The following is a 13,869-nucleotide window of genomic DNA, read 5'->3' on the forward strand; positions in this document are numbered from 1 at the left end:
CCATGAGTACGGACACTGAACTCAAACAGGGCATCCGCGAGCACCTCGGGCAGTTCTCGCTGCACGTCCTGCTGGTGTTCGCCACCGGATTGACCATCGGGTCCGAACGTGCCGTCGTTCCCGTGCTAGGCCGCGACGTGCTGGGTGTCGAGTCGCTGCTCGTCATCGGTTCGTTCGTCGTCTCCTTTGGCTTCGTCAAGGGGCTCCTGAATCTCTACGCCGGCAAGTGGGGCGGCGAGTACGGCCGCAAGCCCGTCCTGATCGCTGGCTGGGCAACCGCACTGCCACTTCCGGTCATCCTCATCTTCGCGCCGAGTTGGGGCTGGATTACCGTCGGGAACATCCTGCTTGGGATCAACCAGGCTTTGACCTGGAGTATGGCCATTAACGCCAAGATCGACATTGCGGGTCCCGAGCAGCGAGGGTTAGCCGTCGGCATCGACGAGGCGTTCGGGTACAGCGGCGTCGCCGTCGGTGCGTGGATTACGGGCGTCATCGCCGCCCGGACGAGCCTCCGGCCCGAGCCGTTCTACTTCCTCGCTGCCGTGGTCGTGCTGGCGTTCCTCATCTCGATTTTCCTGATCAAGGAGACCGTCCAACTCGCGGAGGTAGAGGTTGATGACGACGACCACCACGACGCGAACCTGCCGTTCGGCGAGGTGCTGAAGCGGGCGACCTATGGCGACAAGACGCTGTTCGCCGCGGCTCAAGCGGGTCACATCGAGAAGTTCGTCGATACGTTGTTCTGGCTCGCCGTCCCGCTGTATCTCACAAGCCAGGGACTCGGGATTGCAGCAGTGGGATTTGTCGTCGGCGTTCACAGCGCAATGTACTTCCTCCAGATTGCGACCGGTGGGCTCGCGGACCGAATCGGTCGGCGTCCGCCGGTCATCGCCGGGATGTTCCTCACCGGCGCAGGCGTCCTCGGGATGGTGCTCGTCGAGGGCTATCTCCTGTGGGCCGTGCTCTCGGGTGTGTCCGGTCTCGGGATGGCGTTGCTCTATCCGAATCTGATGACCGTTCCCGGCGACGCGGCCCATCCGACGTGGCGTGCGACCGGGATGGGCGTCTACCGGATGTGGCGTGACTCCGGGTACGGCGTCGGTGCAATCCTAATTGGACTCTCGATGGAGTTCGTGAGCGCCGAAGCCGCGTTCTACATGACCGCGATTCTGATGTTCGTCTCGGGAGCGATTGTCTATCTCTGGATGGAAGAAACCCATCCCGAGTTCGGGACACATGAGCCACCTGTCCCTGCGACAGAGCAACCGACTCGGGCCGCTCCGCAGGACTAGCTTCGATAGGACATCTTTTCGGGGTCACTGGCGATATCCAACGTCCTCTTTACCTCAATACGGACCAGATAGGAGACGACCATCCGCTGAATATGTGCTGTGTCTTGCACGGAAGAAATACACTCGTAATCGAGTTGCCAGAAATGACGGTCTTGAAACGGTCGAACTCGGCCGTCTCACGCCTCAGAGGTCGATTCGTTCGATGGTTGAACGAGAGCCCATGCATCTGAAGTAGCCACATACACCAATATTTCTACATAACCGTGGTTCAGTAAGCGCCGCTACAAAAATATACTTCAGATTACACTTATGCGGGTGCCACACCTACATCTATCTGTGATGACGTACACACCAAACCAAGATACGGCCCGGCATCTGAGCTCGACCTCGGCGCAGAGTTTCGGCGCTATCATCACGACGTCGGCACTGGCCATCCTCGGACTCTTCGCAGCGGTGTTGGCACTCTCGTACCCCACCGCCACCGCTGGCGTCGTTGCACTCACGGCTACTGGCATCATCGCCGTCCAAACGTTCCGTCGGTTCTACCAGACACAACAGCGAACCAGACGGACTCACGAAGTCTGCGTTCCGAAGGTCGGCGTTTGCGTCGAAGTCTAATCTCCACCCGCTCCCGCTGACGACTCCGCTCTCCACTATTCACTTAAGTCGTTCTGGCGACAACGGATAGATACGAGGAAGATTCTCCGAGACACCATCCGAGAAGAGGTACCTCTCCTCGCCCTCCTCGGAGCCTATTCGTAATCATACTCCCGCCTATCGTCAACGACGTGGACGTCCTCGCCCACCGCCGCTTCTCGTCTCGCTCTACGTTGAGATGAAGCAAGCACCCTTATCGAAACTGAGTTGATCAAGTCGTCCCCATGTTCCCACAAGAGCCGCTTCAGCTGCTCTTCCATTCCACTAACAGGCAAACAGACATCGGCAAACAAGTGTGCTAACGCTTCCCTGGAAACCGGCTCGAATAAGTCTCAATGGTGAATCTCCAAACTCTACACCATGTTTCTCACCGAACAGCCGGAAAAACTAGTTCTACACACGGAGCAGGCCGAGTCCCTCAGGGACGCTCGGAAAACCCTACGTCTACCTGATGACGAGAGACCAAAGCTCTCGTACCACTTGACCCCGAGGCCGTTCACTCCCACCCACCACAACCAACTAGTAACCAACACAACAATTCCCGAAACCAAACCCACCACCCATCGCTACCACCCATCGTCACCCAGGAATTCGATTCACTTCGCACACGCAGGGGATGTCCACCCACCTCGAAACCACCAACTCCGGATCGAAGCAGGGCTATGTATAGTCGGCGTTCATATGCTTCGAAGTAGCGAGAACCGCATGACTACGTCGGGGTGGGGCGGTATCGAGGTGGTTCGAGACAGGGCACACGCTTGAGAGTACTACGAAGTTGATTCGAGGGTAGTTCGAAGTAGTATGATGTTGCAGTGTGTCGGTAACGCTGTGGAGATAGCATCCACTCCGAGCTATAGAAAGCGTGTTTTTAGAGAGGTATCTTTGACCTATTGAACCCGTTAATGCCGACCTGCCAAATTCATCCGGTGTATTCAGCAGGCCGTTTGTATCAGCCGCTAAGGATTCCACGGAGTCGACCGATTCAAAACGGCCCGCCACCGGTGCCACCTGAAGAGGTTATCCCGCTTGACCACCGAGGACCTATATGCAGTTGTGCGACCAGCCAACGAGATTACCCGGGGGCGAGGGAGTGAAGGCCCGGAACCGAGGCTCGAAGGAGGAAGTGGCGTGACCGACGACCCCCTCCCAGCCGAACACCTCTCGCCGCTCGCCACGCTCGTCGACGAGGTACTCGCGGGCGTCGGCTACGAGGTAGCGGCCGCCACCGACGCCATCAACGACGCTGTCCCCGGCTACGGCGGTCTATTCGACCCCGAGACCACCCCGGCCGAGTTGCGTCGCGCGCTCGAAAGCCTGCTAGCGTCGGGACTCACCCGGCCACCCGTCCCCGAGCCGACGAGCGACACCTTCGTCCTCTACGTCGACGGCAGTTCACGCGGCAACCCCGGCCCCGCAGGTGCGGGTGCTGTCATCATGGACGCTGCAGAGGACGAACTCGCCCGTCTCGGCCGACCCGTCGGTTCCCGGACGGGGAACAACACCGCCGAGTACGTCGCCCTCCAGCTCGGACTCTCCGAACTGGTTGCTCGCTACGAGCCACGCACGCTGGAAGTGCGCATCGATTCAATGACGGTCATCCGAGACGTCTGGGGTGGCGATGACCCGACGGAACCGGGCGTCGAGACATACAGCGAGGCCGTCACGGCGGCACTGGCGAGCATCCCGGAACACCAGTACACGCATCTGGCCGACAGCGACCCAAACCCCGCCGACGCACTAGCGACAGTAGGAGCCGATATAGCGGCCTTCGGGCCTGGATAGTAGCGTTACGTCACATAAAATTCGAAATCCCGGCTCCGTTGAAATTCTCAGAAGCTAATAGAAACCACGTGCTGATTACACCCTCTGTATTCAGCACGGCAACTGTTGCGCTACCCCGTAATTGATAGGGTTCACGAAGTGCCGGTTCCCGGTGCTGGCGAAGCGGTACGTCGTTCGCGACGATGAGGTCCTCCACGCAGATCTCAGCGGTCTCAGGCCGATCAACGAATAGAGTGTAGAGTATCGACACGAAGCCAACTCAGGAGATTTACTTGTTCGCTCGAAATAGCATCGCCTATGCCCTCCCATTCGCGTCGTCAGGTCCTCGCAGCTTTCGGGTCTGCAAGCGTCGCCCTTGCCGGCTGTCCCTCGCAGTCCCCGCCCTCAGGGGATCTCGGTGCGGTTGATGGGGCGTGGCCAATGGTCGGCCGAAACCCTAGCCACACCCGAGAGGTTGCCGCGACCCCGACTGATCCACAGACCGTGTGGATAACCGAACTCGACCAGGGCCGAGCAACTGGAACACCAGCGGTCGTCGATGGCCGTCTGTACGTTTCCGTCGACGCCATCTCCGATACGGCACGACACCGCCACCGAATCCACGCGCTCACCGCAGCGACCGGTGAGGAACGCTGGCAGGTTCCCCTCCGGTCGGAGCCGAACGGCCCGCCCGCCGTGAGTGGTGATCGGATCGTCGTCACTGCACGGCGGTCACTCGAACAGGGCCGCATCGTCTGCTTTCAGACACGATACGGTGAGGAGGACTGGCTCGTCGACATCGACGCGAGACTCACTGCGCCCCCCACGATCGACGGTGGTGTCGTCTATATCCCCGACTGGCGTGGGCAGGTCCACGCGCTGTCAGTATCCGACGGGTCCGTATTGTGGTCACGTCATGTGGATGCGGATGGAAGTGGGAGAACGTTCCCGGAATCAGTCGCTGTGCTCGAAGAAACGCTCTACATAGGCTCGCAGTCCGGGAAGACCGGCGTGGTCGCACTGGACGCCACGACTGGCGAGAGACGGTGGACGGAATCTACGCATGCCGTGACTGGCGGCCCAGTCGCACACGGGAACGGGATTATTGTGCAGAGTCACCAGCTCGTCATCGCGTTCGATACTGATGGCTCGCGTCGGTGGTCGTTCAACGTCCTCGAAGGAACCGCTCGACCAATCGCAGTAGATGATCGACACGTGTACGTTGCCGCCCGAAATGCGCTGTACGCGATCAACTGGAACGGAAAAGAAGCTTGGGTCTACGAGTCGTCCGGAGAGCGGATCGGAACGCCGACTATCGCGGGCGAAACGGTCCTTGTTCGAGGTGAGGATCACCTTACGGCCCTCTCACGAGTAGACGGAACGAAACAGTGGACGGCGACCCCAAAGGGGGTCGGCCGCGCAGTCGTTGTTCCCGAGGCAATCTTCCTGTCTGGTGCAGACGGGACCGTGATTGCATTGGGTGAGGCGTAACGGCGTCAAACGGATCCACTTAGTTACGTTCCAAAGCTCCATTCACCGCGTCCCGTCGCACTGCCGTAGTGCCGCTTGGTGTCTAGAACGCCGCCGTTCGTCCACTGGAAACTCGTTCGATAGTCATACGCGAGCGTTTCCTCCGTGCGAAAGCCCCCACAACCAGTGAGTACGCTACGGGCTCGGGGACTTTCGGGCGTGACCTCGATCGCGAAGGAACTCCGTGTGGTATCCGACACGTTCGCGACCTGGACCCCGTTCTGCGTATGGGAATTCGGGAAGACGCTGTGCAACCGTTGGTCGTCCTTGACACAGTCCCGAGAGTAGCAAAAAAACCGTCGTCTAGACGTTCGGTTTTCTCGGAGAGTGGCTGATGAGCAGTCGGAGGGCATTGCTAGTTGAGTGGGTACTCGAAGGAATAATAATCCCGAATCACGTACCGTGAGCGCTAGCTACGCACGCTCGACTGAACATTCGGTGGCGAGGACACCGACTCCAAGTGGGCGAAACAGCTGCTTGCGGAACTGGCGAATGGCCTCGAGGCAGACGACGTCGACGGCCATCTGCAGGGGCAGTTCCAGGCCCTGGAAGACGTCGTCGGCGATATATCGCAACAAGAAGCGGTTCAAGTGCCGGGGCTGTGGGCCTCAAGACGCATCAGGACTGGAATGTGCCTGCTCTCAACAGCCTCCCCCTTGTTCGGAAGGTGCGACGGCAGGCATCGAGGGCAGTGGACGCCCCGACCGTGACCCATCCGACTGTTCGAGGCTCTCAAGCCGATGGTCGGATGGGAGTGCCCGACTAAGCCACGGGAAGCCTCGGGGCTTGACCCCGAGGCGATTCACCGGGTCAAACTATCGACTAGTATCGTAACTCGGCGTCCTTTTGCTCACGTCCGAGTAGAGCGGAGCTATTCGATATGGCCTTCGGCGCGGAGTTGGTCGGCGTCCTGTTGGGTGTAACGCCATTCGACGTTGGCTTTCTCGTCCTGCCAGTCCCACGGTTCGACGACGACGACGTCGCCTTGCTCGATCCAAACCCGGTACTTCATTCGTCCAGGGATGCGGCCCATACGATTCTGACCGTCCTCACATTGGACGCGCACGTGGTTACCGCCGTTGTGTTCGGTTACGACGCCGAACAACTCGTCGTCGTTCGGCATTCGAAGATTTCGCCGTTCTGAATTCTCACTCATAATTTATAGAGGAACCGATTACTGAAAAGCCATCCGGAACACTTGATGACAAGCAACACCACCTGAATCGATTCATTTTTTAACTCTGGAATGACGAGTGGAGCTGTACGAAAAGCTTCCAGCCATTCGGCATCCTGTAGCCCACATCGGGCGCCTTGTATCTGCTTCAGTACGCCTGTGACGGGTGTGAACCGCCTCGGGGTCAAGGCCCCGAGGCACTCGGTCTGGTCCGCCTGTAGAACGGTCTGCCTCGGAACGGCCGCCGCGTATACAATCTGCGTATCGGAGGTGTTTTGTACTAATGAACGAATGTATTATGTAGGCGGCACGGTCAGCAGTGACCTTTCAGCCCGCGTGGTTTCCACGTGTGGTGACCGCTGACTGACCTACTCCGTCTCTTCAACAAATACGAGCGACGGCTATTGCGGTATCCAGAATACTCTCAACTGCCAGCGTCAGGTACGTCCTCGAACTTCCCATACTGGGACTCGGTCGGGACTGATCGGCGCGTAGTCACGGCGACCTATCCTATCGATTAGCTATCCGCGGACGCGGACGTGTATCATAGAAAAGTTATTTGATAACGAATTCCAAGTGATACCTGATGGGGCGAGTGCTGCCCGATGAATCGCGTCTCGGACTGCTTGGTGGAGTGATTCTCGCAGGACAGTTGGCGGTGCTCGTCGTTCTCAAATCGAACGTCGCTCTCGGGGTGAGTCTGCTCCGTTACGGCGTACAGAGTGGAACGGTAAGGCCCGCCGTTCTGACAGCGCTTCTCCCCGGTGTCGTGTTTGTATTCCCCGGTCTCATCGTCGGACTCGGCGTGGGGTATTTGCATCGCCGACGGACGTCAGACCCTCTCTCACGTCGCTCTCAAGCAACGTTGGTGGCGCTTCTCACGCTCGTTCCGACAGTACTTACCCTCATTTTGGGACTCGCTGGATTCGCGCTCGTGGTAGGAGGCACGTTCGTAGACTCTGGACTCGTAGCGACAGTTACGATGGGGGTGTTCTTCGGTGCATTAGTGTTCGCAGTGGCCTTGGGAGGCGTGACTGCCATGGTCTTGGTGGTTGGCGTACCTGCCGGTATCGGTGTCACAGTAGGTGGCTACGTCTTCGAACTGCTTACGGACCGCACCGTCATTTCACAATAAAAGACCATCGGTGGTGCTGCATACACGGTATTGTGTCCACCACTGCCTCCAGATAGCGATTGGACATCATTACAAATTACTGAGATATAATGTCGTTCATGGGTACCAGTCTGCATCATACATCCACAACCCGGTTATTTTGAAGTAGTCTGAGCGGAATCGGTAGGTGAATAGGGGACTCCTATGGAGTGTTCATACTGTGGTCAGGCAGTCGACGAAGCGGCTGAGTTCTTCGAAGTAGTCCATCACAAACCGTGGGCTCACACAAAGCAAGATGGACTCTTTTGTTCGTATGAATGTCTTCGCGGCTACCTACATGTCGAACATTTCCAGATACTGTTCGGAGACGAGCACATGAAGTGAATACAGAAACGATGCCCAAAGAAGAGCCCTACATGCCGATATCGATAGATTAGCACCACACATCGATCATCTTGACTACTGTCAGAGACGAAGGATTTCATCCTATACAAGACAATTCGAATCCCACGACCTTGTCGAAATCGTGAGAGTGAGACCGGCTTAGTCTCGCAGGGTAGGACGGGATGTACGGACATCAATTCTCAGAAGGTGAGAAATGCCTCTCTAGTGTTTACTCGTCTCTCGCTAACTATCTCTTGTGAAGAGACAATGATATTCAACATATTACAGACCTACCCCTACTGGAGCGATGGAAGTCAAATGGGTAGATGGGGAATGGGCGGGAGTAGCATGTGGGGATTCAGCTTCGTCTGGCTGCTTCTCGTACTGCTCATCATCGCCGTGATTGCGATCGGCGCAGCGTATCTGTTCATCCAGCGGAGCACTACGACTGACTCGAATCGTGCGATGGACCTGCTCCGTGAACAGTACGCTCGCGGTGAAATAACCACAGGAACGAACGACTGTGCCACCATCGCTCGCACAAGGGGTGTTGGAATCGCTTAGAATCGGCGTCGGCTTCTCTGTCCCAATACTAATGCTGTGTGAGGTAGTGTACTGATTGGCAAAATATGTTCGATGACATCCTCATTCCGACGGACGGGAGCGACGAGGCAGATGTCGCTGTCGACCATGGAATCGAACTAGCAAAGAAGTACGATGCGACCGTCCGCGTTCTCCACGTCGTCAACCTCGTTGCGCTGGGTCGGGTAAGTGACGTTCAACCGGCGAAAGATGCTGGCCGAGGAATCGTTGCTACCGTCGGTGATCGAGTGGAAGACAACGAGGTTCCGCTCGAAACCGACGTTCGATCGGGGATACCGCACGTCGAGATTCTCAAGTATGCGAGCCAGAACGACGTTGATCTCATCGCAATGGGACGGCAGGGACAGGGACGACTCGAAGATTTTCTTATTGGAAGCGTTACTACGAACGTCGTTAGAGAAGCTGACGTGCCAGTTCTCACCGTACGTATGGCGGACAATGGTGAGCTTTACTGTCCGTATGAGAATATCCTTGTACCGACGGACGGTAGCCAGACTGCGACGAACGCAGCAGATACGGCGATCGAACTGACAGACCGATACGACGCCACTTTGCATATACTCTCGGTCATCGATACGCAGCCATTGGGGTTCGATGTACGCTCAGAAGTCGCTCAGGACGAACTCGAAGAAGATTCGGAGACGGCTATCGACGAAATCGAAGCACAGGCACAGAAGGGCGGGCTCTCTGCCGTCCGTACGAGTGTTGAACACGGGCGGCCTCATCAGACGATTCGAACGTACGTTGCAGAGAACGAAATCGATCTTGTCGTCATGGGGACGCATGGACGAACTGCTGTCGATCGCCTGTTCCTTGGAAGTGTGACGAAACGAGTCCTACAGACGGTTCCAGTACCGGTGGTAACCGTCCAGACCCTCGAGGATACACAGTAGACGGGGGCAATCCTTCAGTCTCCAATTTTGGTTCTCCAAAGACTATTTCCTGCTAGCTAGTGTTGGCGGGGGCATGACTCTCCAAGTTCTCGTACCGCTGGACGGGTCGGAATGTTCCAGCCAAGCTCTTGAGTATACACTTGAAACGTTTCCTGACGCGGTGGTCACCACGATTCACGTTATCAACCCGATCGAGTCCGTCTACGCGGTAGAAGCCGGAGGGTTACCCGTTGCCGAGGAGTGGTACGACAACGCTCAAGAGCGGGCGAGCGAGATTCATGAAGATGCTCAGGAGTTTGCGGACGAGTACGGCGTCGAGTTAGATACCGCTACCGAGGTCGGGAAACCTGCACGGACGATGCTCGAATACGCTGACGAACACGAAATAGATCAAATCGTCATGGGAAGCCATGGCCGGACGGGCGTCGAACGCGTCGTCTTGGGAAGCGTCGCGGAGAGTGTGGTACGTCGAGCGCAGATACCGGTGACCGTCGTGCGGTGACTGGTCGACATCCGCCGGTATGGTGGCTACGATTCTGTTCGACACCGGAATCCAGCCTCGAAAACACCCGGATATAAGAGATGCCACGGTTTTCGCTCTCCGAAGCTATTTCTACGCATGTAGCATACATTCGGTATGGAGGGACTCCGCTGGGTCCAACTGAGCGAGGACGAATTGAACGAGTTTCTCGGTAACGGGGGCACTGGAACGCTCTCGTTCTCGACGGAGTTTGAAGACCCACCGTTTTCTTTACCGGTCTCGTACGGATACGATCCGGACGCGATGAATTTCTACTTCCGACTCGCTTTCCCACCGGAGAGCAAGAAATCCGAGGTCCTCGACGGTCCCGTCACCTTCGTTACACACGAGCAGACGGACGATGGGTGGCAGAGCGTCGTCGCGATCGGTCGACTCGAAGAGGTGTCCGATATGCCGTACGATTCGAGCGCCGTTCAGGGAATGTGGGCGGTCGATATTCCGGAGGTCGACGTATTCGACCGCCCACCCGAGGAGATACCGTTCCGTCACTTCCGACTGGTCTCCGAAAAACTCACAGGACGGAAAGAAGTCAAGTCCCACTCGTGAACGGTGCGGCGATGGCTGTTCTCCCTATCTGAATCAAGCTAATTAGCCTACGCCAGCGAGTTTTCTGTCCATACTCGTAGGAAACAGAGGGTGAGGACACATCTTTTTGCCAATCCGGATGGTAATAGATGACATGGAGGATGTCCGCTCAGTACAGATGAGTGATGAGGAGTTAGCTGAATTTCTGGACCGTGGTGGAACGGGCGTCATCTCATTCGACACCAGCCAAGGGGAGCCGCCGTATTCGCTGCCGGTCTCGTATGGATACGACGCGGAGACCGGGAGGTTCTACTTTAGATTCGCCTTCGGCCCCGACACCAAGAAGGAAGACGTCGTCGACGAAGACGATCCGGTCTCGTTCGTGACGTACGGGAACACGGACAGCGGTTGGCGGAGCGTCATCGCAACCGGCAAGCTAGAAGAGGTAACGGAATCTGCGCTCGACCCGACCGTTTCCGAGGCAATGCAGCGAGTCGAAATTCCACTCGTGGACGTGTACGACAGACATCCGATAGAGTTGCAGTTCCGGTTCTTTCGGCTCGCGCCCGACGAGGTAACCCACAAAAAAGAGGCCCGATCCGTGGACTGACCGTCGAGTTCGTGAAACTCGAAACGACGGGAGTCAGTACGGAGGCCGTTGGGCCCGGATGGCCTCGGCGAGTTGCTGTTGTTCGTCCGCGAGGAGCTCGGTCAGGTCGTCTGCCGTAATTATCCCGGTTAGCTCGTCATTCTCGTTACACACTGGGAGTCGTCGAATCCCGTGTTCGGACATTAGTTGGGCCGCCTGGTAGAAGCCATTCTCCGAATCGATCGTACACAGATCGTCGGACATCACGTTTGCAGCAGTCTCGTCTCTATCGGCCTGCTCGGCCAACACGCGAACGGTCAAGTCCCGATCAGTGACGATGCCGACTGGTGTCTCTCCCTCGGTGATTACGATGCTTCCCACGTTCTGTTCGTCCATCGTCGTCGCGAGCTCCGTGACGGACGTTTCGGACGGCGCAGTCACGACGTCACTGCGCGCGAGATCTTCGATTGGCATTTTGGTTCCCCCATGTAGAAACGAGGGTGCGCCACCAGATAAAGCGACGTGTCAATTACCGTGGCGTGAGAATTAGCGCGATTTGACTAAGCAACACCCTTCAGAAGATTCCCGACGACGTAGGCGACGGTCGCCGCGAGCATTCCGACGAGGAACATCTCGCCGCCGTTGACGTACCACCGTCGTCGAGTCACGAGGCTCCGACTCGCACCGACGGCGAAGAACGCGAGCCCGGTGACTGTGATGGACATCGGAAACAGCGGTTCGACGACGAGGATGTACGGAAGGAGTGGCGCCCATCCTGCGATGACGAACGCCAGGAACGTGACGAACGCCGTACTCGCTGGAGACTTCGGATCACTGGCCTCGGACCGGACCTCCTCGACGGTCGCCTGATACGCCATCTCCGAGCGACGACTCAGGTAGTTACTCATCCCCATCGAAAACCCGTCCGCGAACAGGTTCGCGACGCCTAGAATCAGCACGATCGAGGGATTCAGCGTGGCTCCGGCAACTCCCGAGACGACGGCGAACGTGGTAACGATTCCGTCGTTCGCGCCGTAGATAATCTCCGCCAGATACTCTCCGGACGACTCCACCTCATCGCCGAGCAGTTGCTCGATCATTCCTGTCCCCTCTGTACAGTCTAAACTGCTACAAGCCTTTCCTAGAGTTCACTTCGCGACGAGTGACGCTGCTCGTCGCTCCGTGCCACCTATTCTACAGGTGGATCAGGTCGAGTGCCTCGGGGCTTGACCCCGAGGCGGTTCACGAAGTACGTCCGAGAACCGGGAACACTCCTCAGACGTATTCGAAGACGCGGGCCATCCCACGCTCCAGGTGATAGTTGTTGTGACAGTGGAAGAGCCAGTCGCCGGGATTGTCCGCCAGAAAGTCGAACGAAACCTGTCCCCGATGGGGCGGGACGAGGACGGTGTCCTTGACTGCGTCGCCGACCTGGAAGAAGTGGCCGTGAAGGTGCATTGGATGGATCGCCGGACTGCGGTTCACCATCCGAACTCGGACGTGCTCGCCCTCGCTGATCTGTAGCGAGTCGGCATTCGGGTACGCCTGCCCGTCGATGGTCCACGCTCCGGGTTCCTGCATCATCCCTCCCGAGAGGGTGAGGTCGAACGTCCGGTCGGGTGTACCGCCAACGTCGAGCGGTTCGAGTGCCCTGAGATCGCCGTATTGCAGCGTCCGTCCGTCGAACTGCGGTCGTCCGGCAGAATTGGTCCCGGTCGTACCCTCGTACCACAGCATCGCTTCCGCAGGTTGCTCACTTCCGACGACGGGTGACGCGACGATGGCCCAGTCCCCGGGGGAGTCGGCCTCGACGATCACGTCGTAGCGTTCGCCCATGCTGATGTAGAAGGAGTCGACTTCCACCGGTTCGACCGGTCGTCCATCGGCGTGCGTGACAGCCATCGAGTGGCCGCCGACGCCCACTTGGTACGTCGTAGCCCCGCCGGGGTTGATAAACCGCAGTCGGACGCGCTCGCCTTCTTGGACGTCGAATACGGGCGGGTCGGAGGGGAGCCGTCCGTTGACGACCATCCCCTCGTACGGGGGACGGCGGTCCTGCATCGGACCGCCACCTCCCATTCCGCCGTTCCGGCCTCCGCCGCCGGGACCACCACCGCCGGGGCCACCTCCTCCACCAGGTCCGCCACCACCGCCACCGCCGCCGGGACCACCACCACCGCCGCCACCGCCACGACCTCCCCCAGGTGGCGCCTCGATGGAGTCGAGTTTCGGATCGCCAGAGAAGAAGTCGTCGATCACTAGCGTGTGCTCCCGATCGTACTCGACGTGGGGCGACTCTTCCTCGACAATCAGTGGCCCGTTGAGCGCCCTATCGAGTTGGAGACCGACGTGGCTATGATAGACGTAGGTGCCCGCTGGCGACGCTTCGTATTCGTACGTGAACGTCTCGCCGGGTGGGACCGGGTCCTGCGTGACGTTCGGAACGCCGTCCATAGGATTCGGGACGGGAACGCCGTGCCAGTGAACCGTCGTTTCCTCCGGCAACCGATTCTCGACGGAGACGCGTAGCGTATCTCCCTCGCTCACGCGGAGTTCCGGTCCGGGATACCGGTCGTCGTACAGCCACGAGTCGCCGGTCTCACCCGGCGCTACCTCGACCCGGCCTTCCGTGGCGACGAGAGTCGTGCCCTGTCCGTTCTCGCCTCCTTCCCCTTGGGACCCGATGGCGGGCTCCGATTCAATCCCGCGCACTCCCCCACTTCCTGTGATTCCCAACAGCGCCGCGCCCCCTCCGACGCGCAACACGCGACGCCGCGATACGTTCTGATCGTTACTAACCATC

Annotated in this window: 14 protein-coding genes and 2 pseudogenes; 12 read left to right on the forward strand and 4 right to left on the reverse strand. The window is 58.4% G+C overall.

Features of this window, described 5'->3' with window-relative positions; all coding sequences use genetic code 11:
• Positions 1-2: 2 nt before the first annotated feature.
• From E2484_RS12905 to E2484_RS25625, 6 genes and pseudogenes are all read left to right on the forward strand, one after another.
• Entirely contained in the window at positions 3-1,295 is a 1,293-nt protein-coding gene (locus E2484_RS12905) for an MFS transporter (protein ID WP_137285616.1), read from the forward strand.
• A 339-nt stretch (positions 1,296-1,634) separates the two neighbouring features.
• Positions 1,635-1,913, forward strand: a complete 279-nt coding sequence (locus E2484_RS12910) for a hypothetical protein (RefSeq protein WP_137285617.1) — start codon at positions 1,635-1,637, stop codon at positions 1,911-1,913.
• A gap of 1,167 nt (positions 1,914-3,080) precedes the next feature.
• Entirely contained in the window at positions 3,081-3,734 is a 654-nt protein-coding gene (locus tag E2484_RS12915; RefSeq protein WP_137285618.1) for a ribonuclease HI family protein, read from the forward strand.
• A gap of 420 nt (positions 3,735-4,154) precedes the next feature.
• Entirely contained in the window at positions 4,155-5,204 is a 1,050-nt protein-coding gene (locus tag E2484_RS12920) for an outer membrane protein assembly factor BamB family protein (RefSeq protein ID WP_137285619.1), read from the forward strand.
• A 473-nt stretch (positions 5,205-5,677) separates the two neighbouring features.
• Positions 5,678-5,779: pseudogene (locus E2484_RS26300) on the forward strand (DUF6735 family protein); the annotation flags it as partial.
• A gap of 34 nt (positions 5,780-5,813) precedes the next feature.
• A pseudogene (locus tag E2484_RS25625) lies at positions 5,814-6,009 on the forward strand (RNA-guided endonuclease TnpB family protein); the annotation flags it as partial.
• Positions 6,010-6,114: 105 nt separating this feature from the next.
• On the opposite strand, the gene eif1A reads toward E2484_RS25625, so the two are convergent.
• Entirely contained in the window at positions 6,115-6,399 is a 285-nt protein-coding gene (eif1A, locus tag E2484_RS12940; RefSeq protein WP_137285621.1) for a translation initiation factor eIF-1A, read from the reverse strand.
• Between the two features lie 604 nt (positions 6,400-7,003).
• Here eif1A and E2484_RS12945 point away from each other — a divergent pair.
• The 6 genes from E2484_RS12945 (at position 7,004) to E2484_RS12970 (ending at position 11,087) form a co-directional block, all read left to right on the forward strand.
• Positions 7,004-7,552 (forward strand): hypothetical protein, encoded by a 549-nt coding sequence (locus E2484_RS12945; protein ID WP_137285622.1) that lies wholly within the window; start codon positions 7,004-7,006, stop codon positions 7,550-7,552.
• Between the two features lie 681 nt (positions 7,553-8,233).
• Positions 8,234-8,479: an SHOCT domain-containing protein gene (locus E2484_RS12950; protein ID WP_137285623.1), complete on the forward strand. Its 246-nt coding sequence runs from the start codon at positions 8,234-8,236 to the stop codon at positions 8,477-8,479.
• 65 nt (positions 8,480-8,544) lie between these two features.
• On the forward strand, positions 8,545-9,411 hold the full coding sequence (locus E2484_RS12955) for a universal stress protein (protein ID WP_137285624.1): 867 nt from the start codon (positions 8,545-8,547) through the stop codon (positions 9,409-9,411).
• A gap of 73 nt (positions 9,412-9,484) precedes the next feature.
• Entirely contained in the window at positions 9,485-9,913 is a 429-nt protein-coding gene (locus E2484_RS12960; protein WP_137285625.1) for a universal stress protein, read from the forward strand.
• A gap of 135 nt (positions 9,914-10,048) precedes the next feature.
• The gene (locus tag E2484_RS12965) at positions 10,049-10,498 is read left to right on the forward strand and encodes a pyridoxamine 5'-phosphate oxidase family protein (protein WP_137285626.1); all 450 of its coding nucleotides are present in this window, start codon (positions 10,049-10,051) and stop codon (positions 10,496-10,498) included.
• Between the two features lie 133 nt (positions 10,499-10,631).
• On the forward strand, positions 10,632-11,087 hold the full coding sequence (locus tag E2484_RS12970; RefSeq protein WP_137285627.1) for a pyridoxamine 5'-phosphate oxidase family protein: 456 nt from the start codon (positions 10,632-10,634) through the stop codon (positions 11,085-11,087).
• Between the two features lie 33 nt (positions 11,088-11,120).
• On the opposite strand, the gene E2484_RS12975 is transcribed toward E2484_RS12970, so the two are convergent.
• The 3 genes from E2484_RS12975 to E2484_RS12985 all read right to left on the reverse strand — a co-directional run bounded on the left by E2484_RS12975 (position 11,121) and on the right by E2484_RS12985 (position 13,868).
• Positions 11,121-11,540: a CBS domain-containing protein gene (locus tag E2484_RS12975; protein ID WP_137285628.1), complete on the reverse strand. Its 420-nt coding sequence runs from the start codon at positions 11,538-11,540 to the stop codon at positions 11,121-11,123.
• Between the two features lie 86 nt (positions 11,541-11,626).
• On the reverse strand, positions 11,627-12,166 hold the full coding sequence (locus tag E2484_RS12980; protein ID WP_137285629.1) for a VIT1/CCC1 transporter family protein: 540 nt from the start codon (positions 12,164-12,166) through the stop codon (positions 11,627-11,629).
• 175 nt (positions 12,167-12,341) lie between these two features.
• Positions 12,342-13,868 carry a multicopper oxidase family protein gene (locus E2484_RS12985; RefSeq protein ID WP_137285630.1) on the reverse strand — a complete coding sequence of 509 codons (1,527 nt, stop codon included), beginning with the start codon at positions 13,866-13,868 and terminating at the stop codon, positions 12,342-12,344.
• Position 13,869 lies beyond the last annotated feature (1 nt).

Origin of the sequence: Halorussus salinisoli (genome assembly GCA_005239435.1) — an archaeon.
Classification (GTDB): domain Archaea; phylum Halobacteriota; class Halobacteria; order Halobacteriales; family Haladaptataceae; genus Halorussus; species Halorussus salinisoli.

Bases quoted from the DNA above. Each gene is read 5' to 3' on its own strand.
- E2484_RS12905 (WP_137285616.1), top strand. From the start codon at position 3: ATGAGTACGGACACTGAACTCAAACAGGGCATCCGCGAGCACCTCGGG.
- E2484_RS12910 (WP_137285617.1), top strand. From the start codon at position 1,635: ATGACGTACACACCAAACCAAGATACGGCCCGGCATCTGAGCTCGACC.
- E2484_RS12920 (WP_137285619.1), top strand. From the start codon at position 4,155: ATGGTCGGCCGAAACCCTAGCCACACCCGAGAGGTTGCCGCGACCCCG.
- eif1A (WP_137285621.1), bottom strand. From the start codon at position 6,399: ATGAGTGAGAATTCAGAACGGCGAAATCTTCGAATGCCGAACGACGAC.
- E2484_RS12945 (WP_137285622.1), top strand. From the start codon at position 7,004: ATGGGGCGAGTGCTGCCCGATGAATCGCGTCTCGGACTGCTTGGTGGA.
- E2484_RS12950 (WP_137285623.1), top strand. From the start codon at position 8,234: ATGGGTAGATGGGGAATGGGCGGGAGTAGCATGTGGGGATTCAGCTTC.
- E2484_RS12955 (WP_137285624.1), top strand. From the start codon at position 8,545: ATGTTCGATGACATCCTCATTCCGACGGACGGGAGCGACGAGGCAGAT.
- E2484_RS12960 (WP_137285625.1), top strand. From the start codon at position 9,485: ATGACTCTCCAAGTTCTCGTACCGCTGGACGGGTCGGAATGTTCCAGC.
- E2484_RS12965 (WP_137285626.1), top strand. From the start codon at position 10,049: ATGGAGGGACTCCGCTGGGTCCAACTGAGCGAGGACGAATTGAACGAG.
- E2484_RS12970 (WP_137285627.1), top strand. From the start codon at position 10,632: ATGGAGGATGTCCGCTCAGTACAGATGAGTGATGAGGAGTTAGCTGAA.
- E2484_RS12975 (WP_137285628.1), bottom strand. From the start codon at position 11,540: ATGCCAATCGAAGATCTCGCGCGCAGTGACGTCGTGACTGCGCCGTCC.
- E2484_RS12980 (WP_137285629.1), bottom strand. From the start codon at position 12,166: ATGATCGAGCAACTGCTCGGCGATGAGGTGGAGTCGTCCGGAGAGTAT.
- E2484_RS12985 (WP_137285630.1), bottom strand. From the start codon at position 13,868: ATGGTTAGTAACGATCAGAACGTATCGCGGCGTCGCGTGTTGCGCGTC.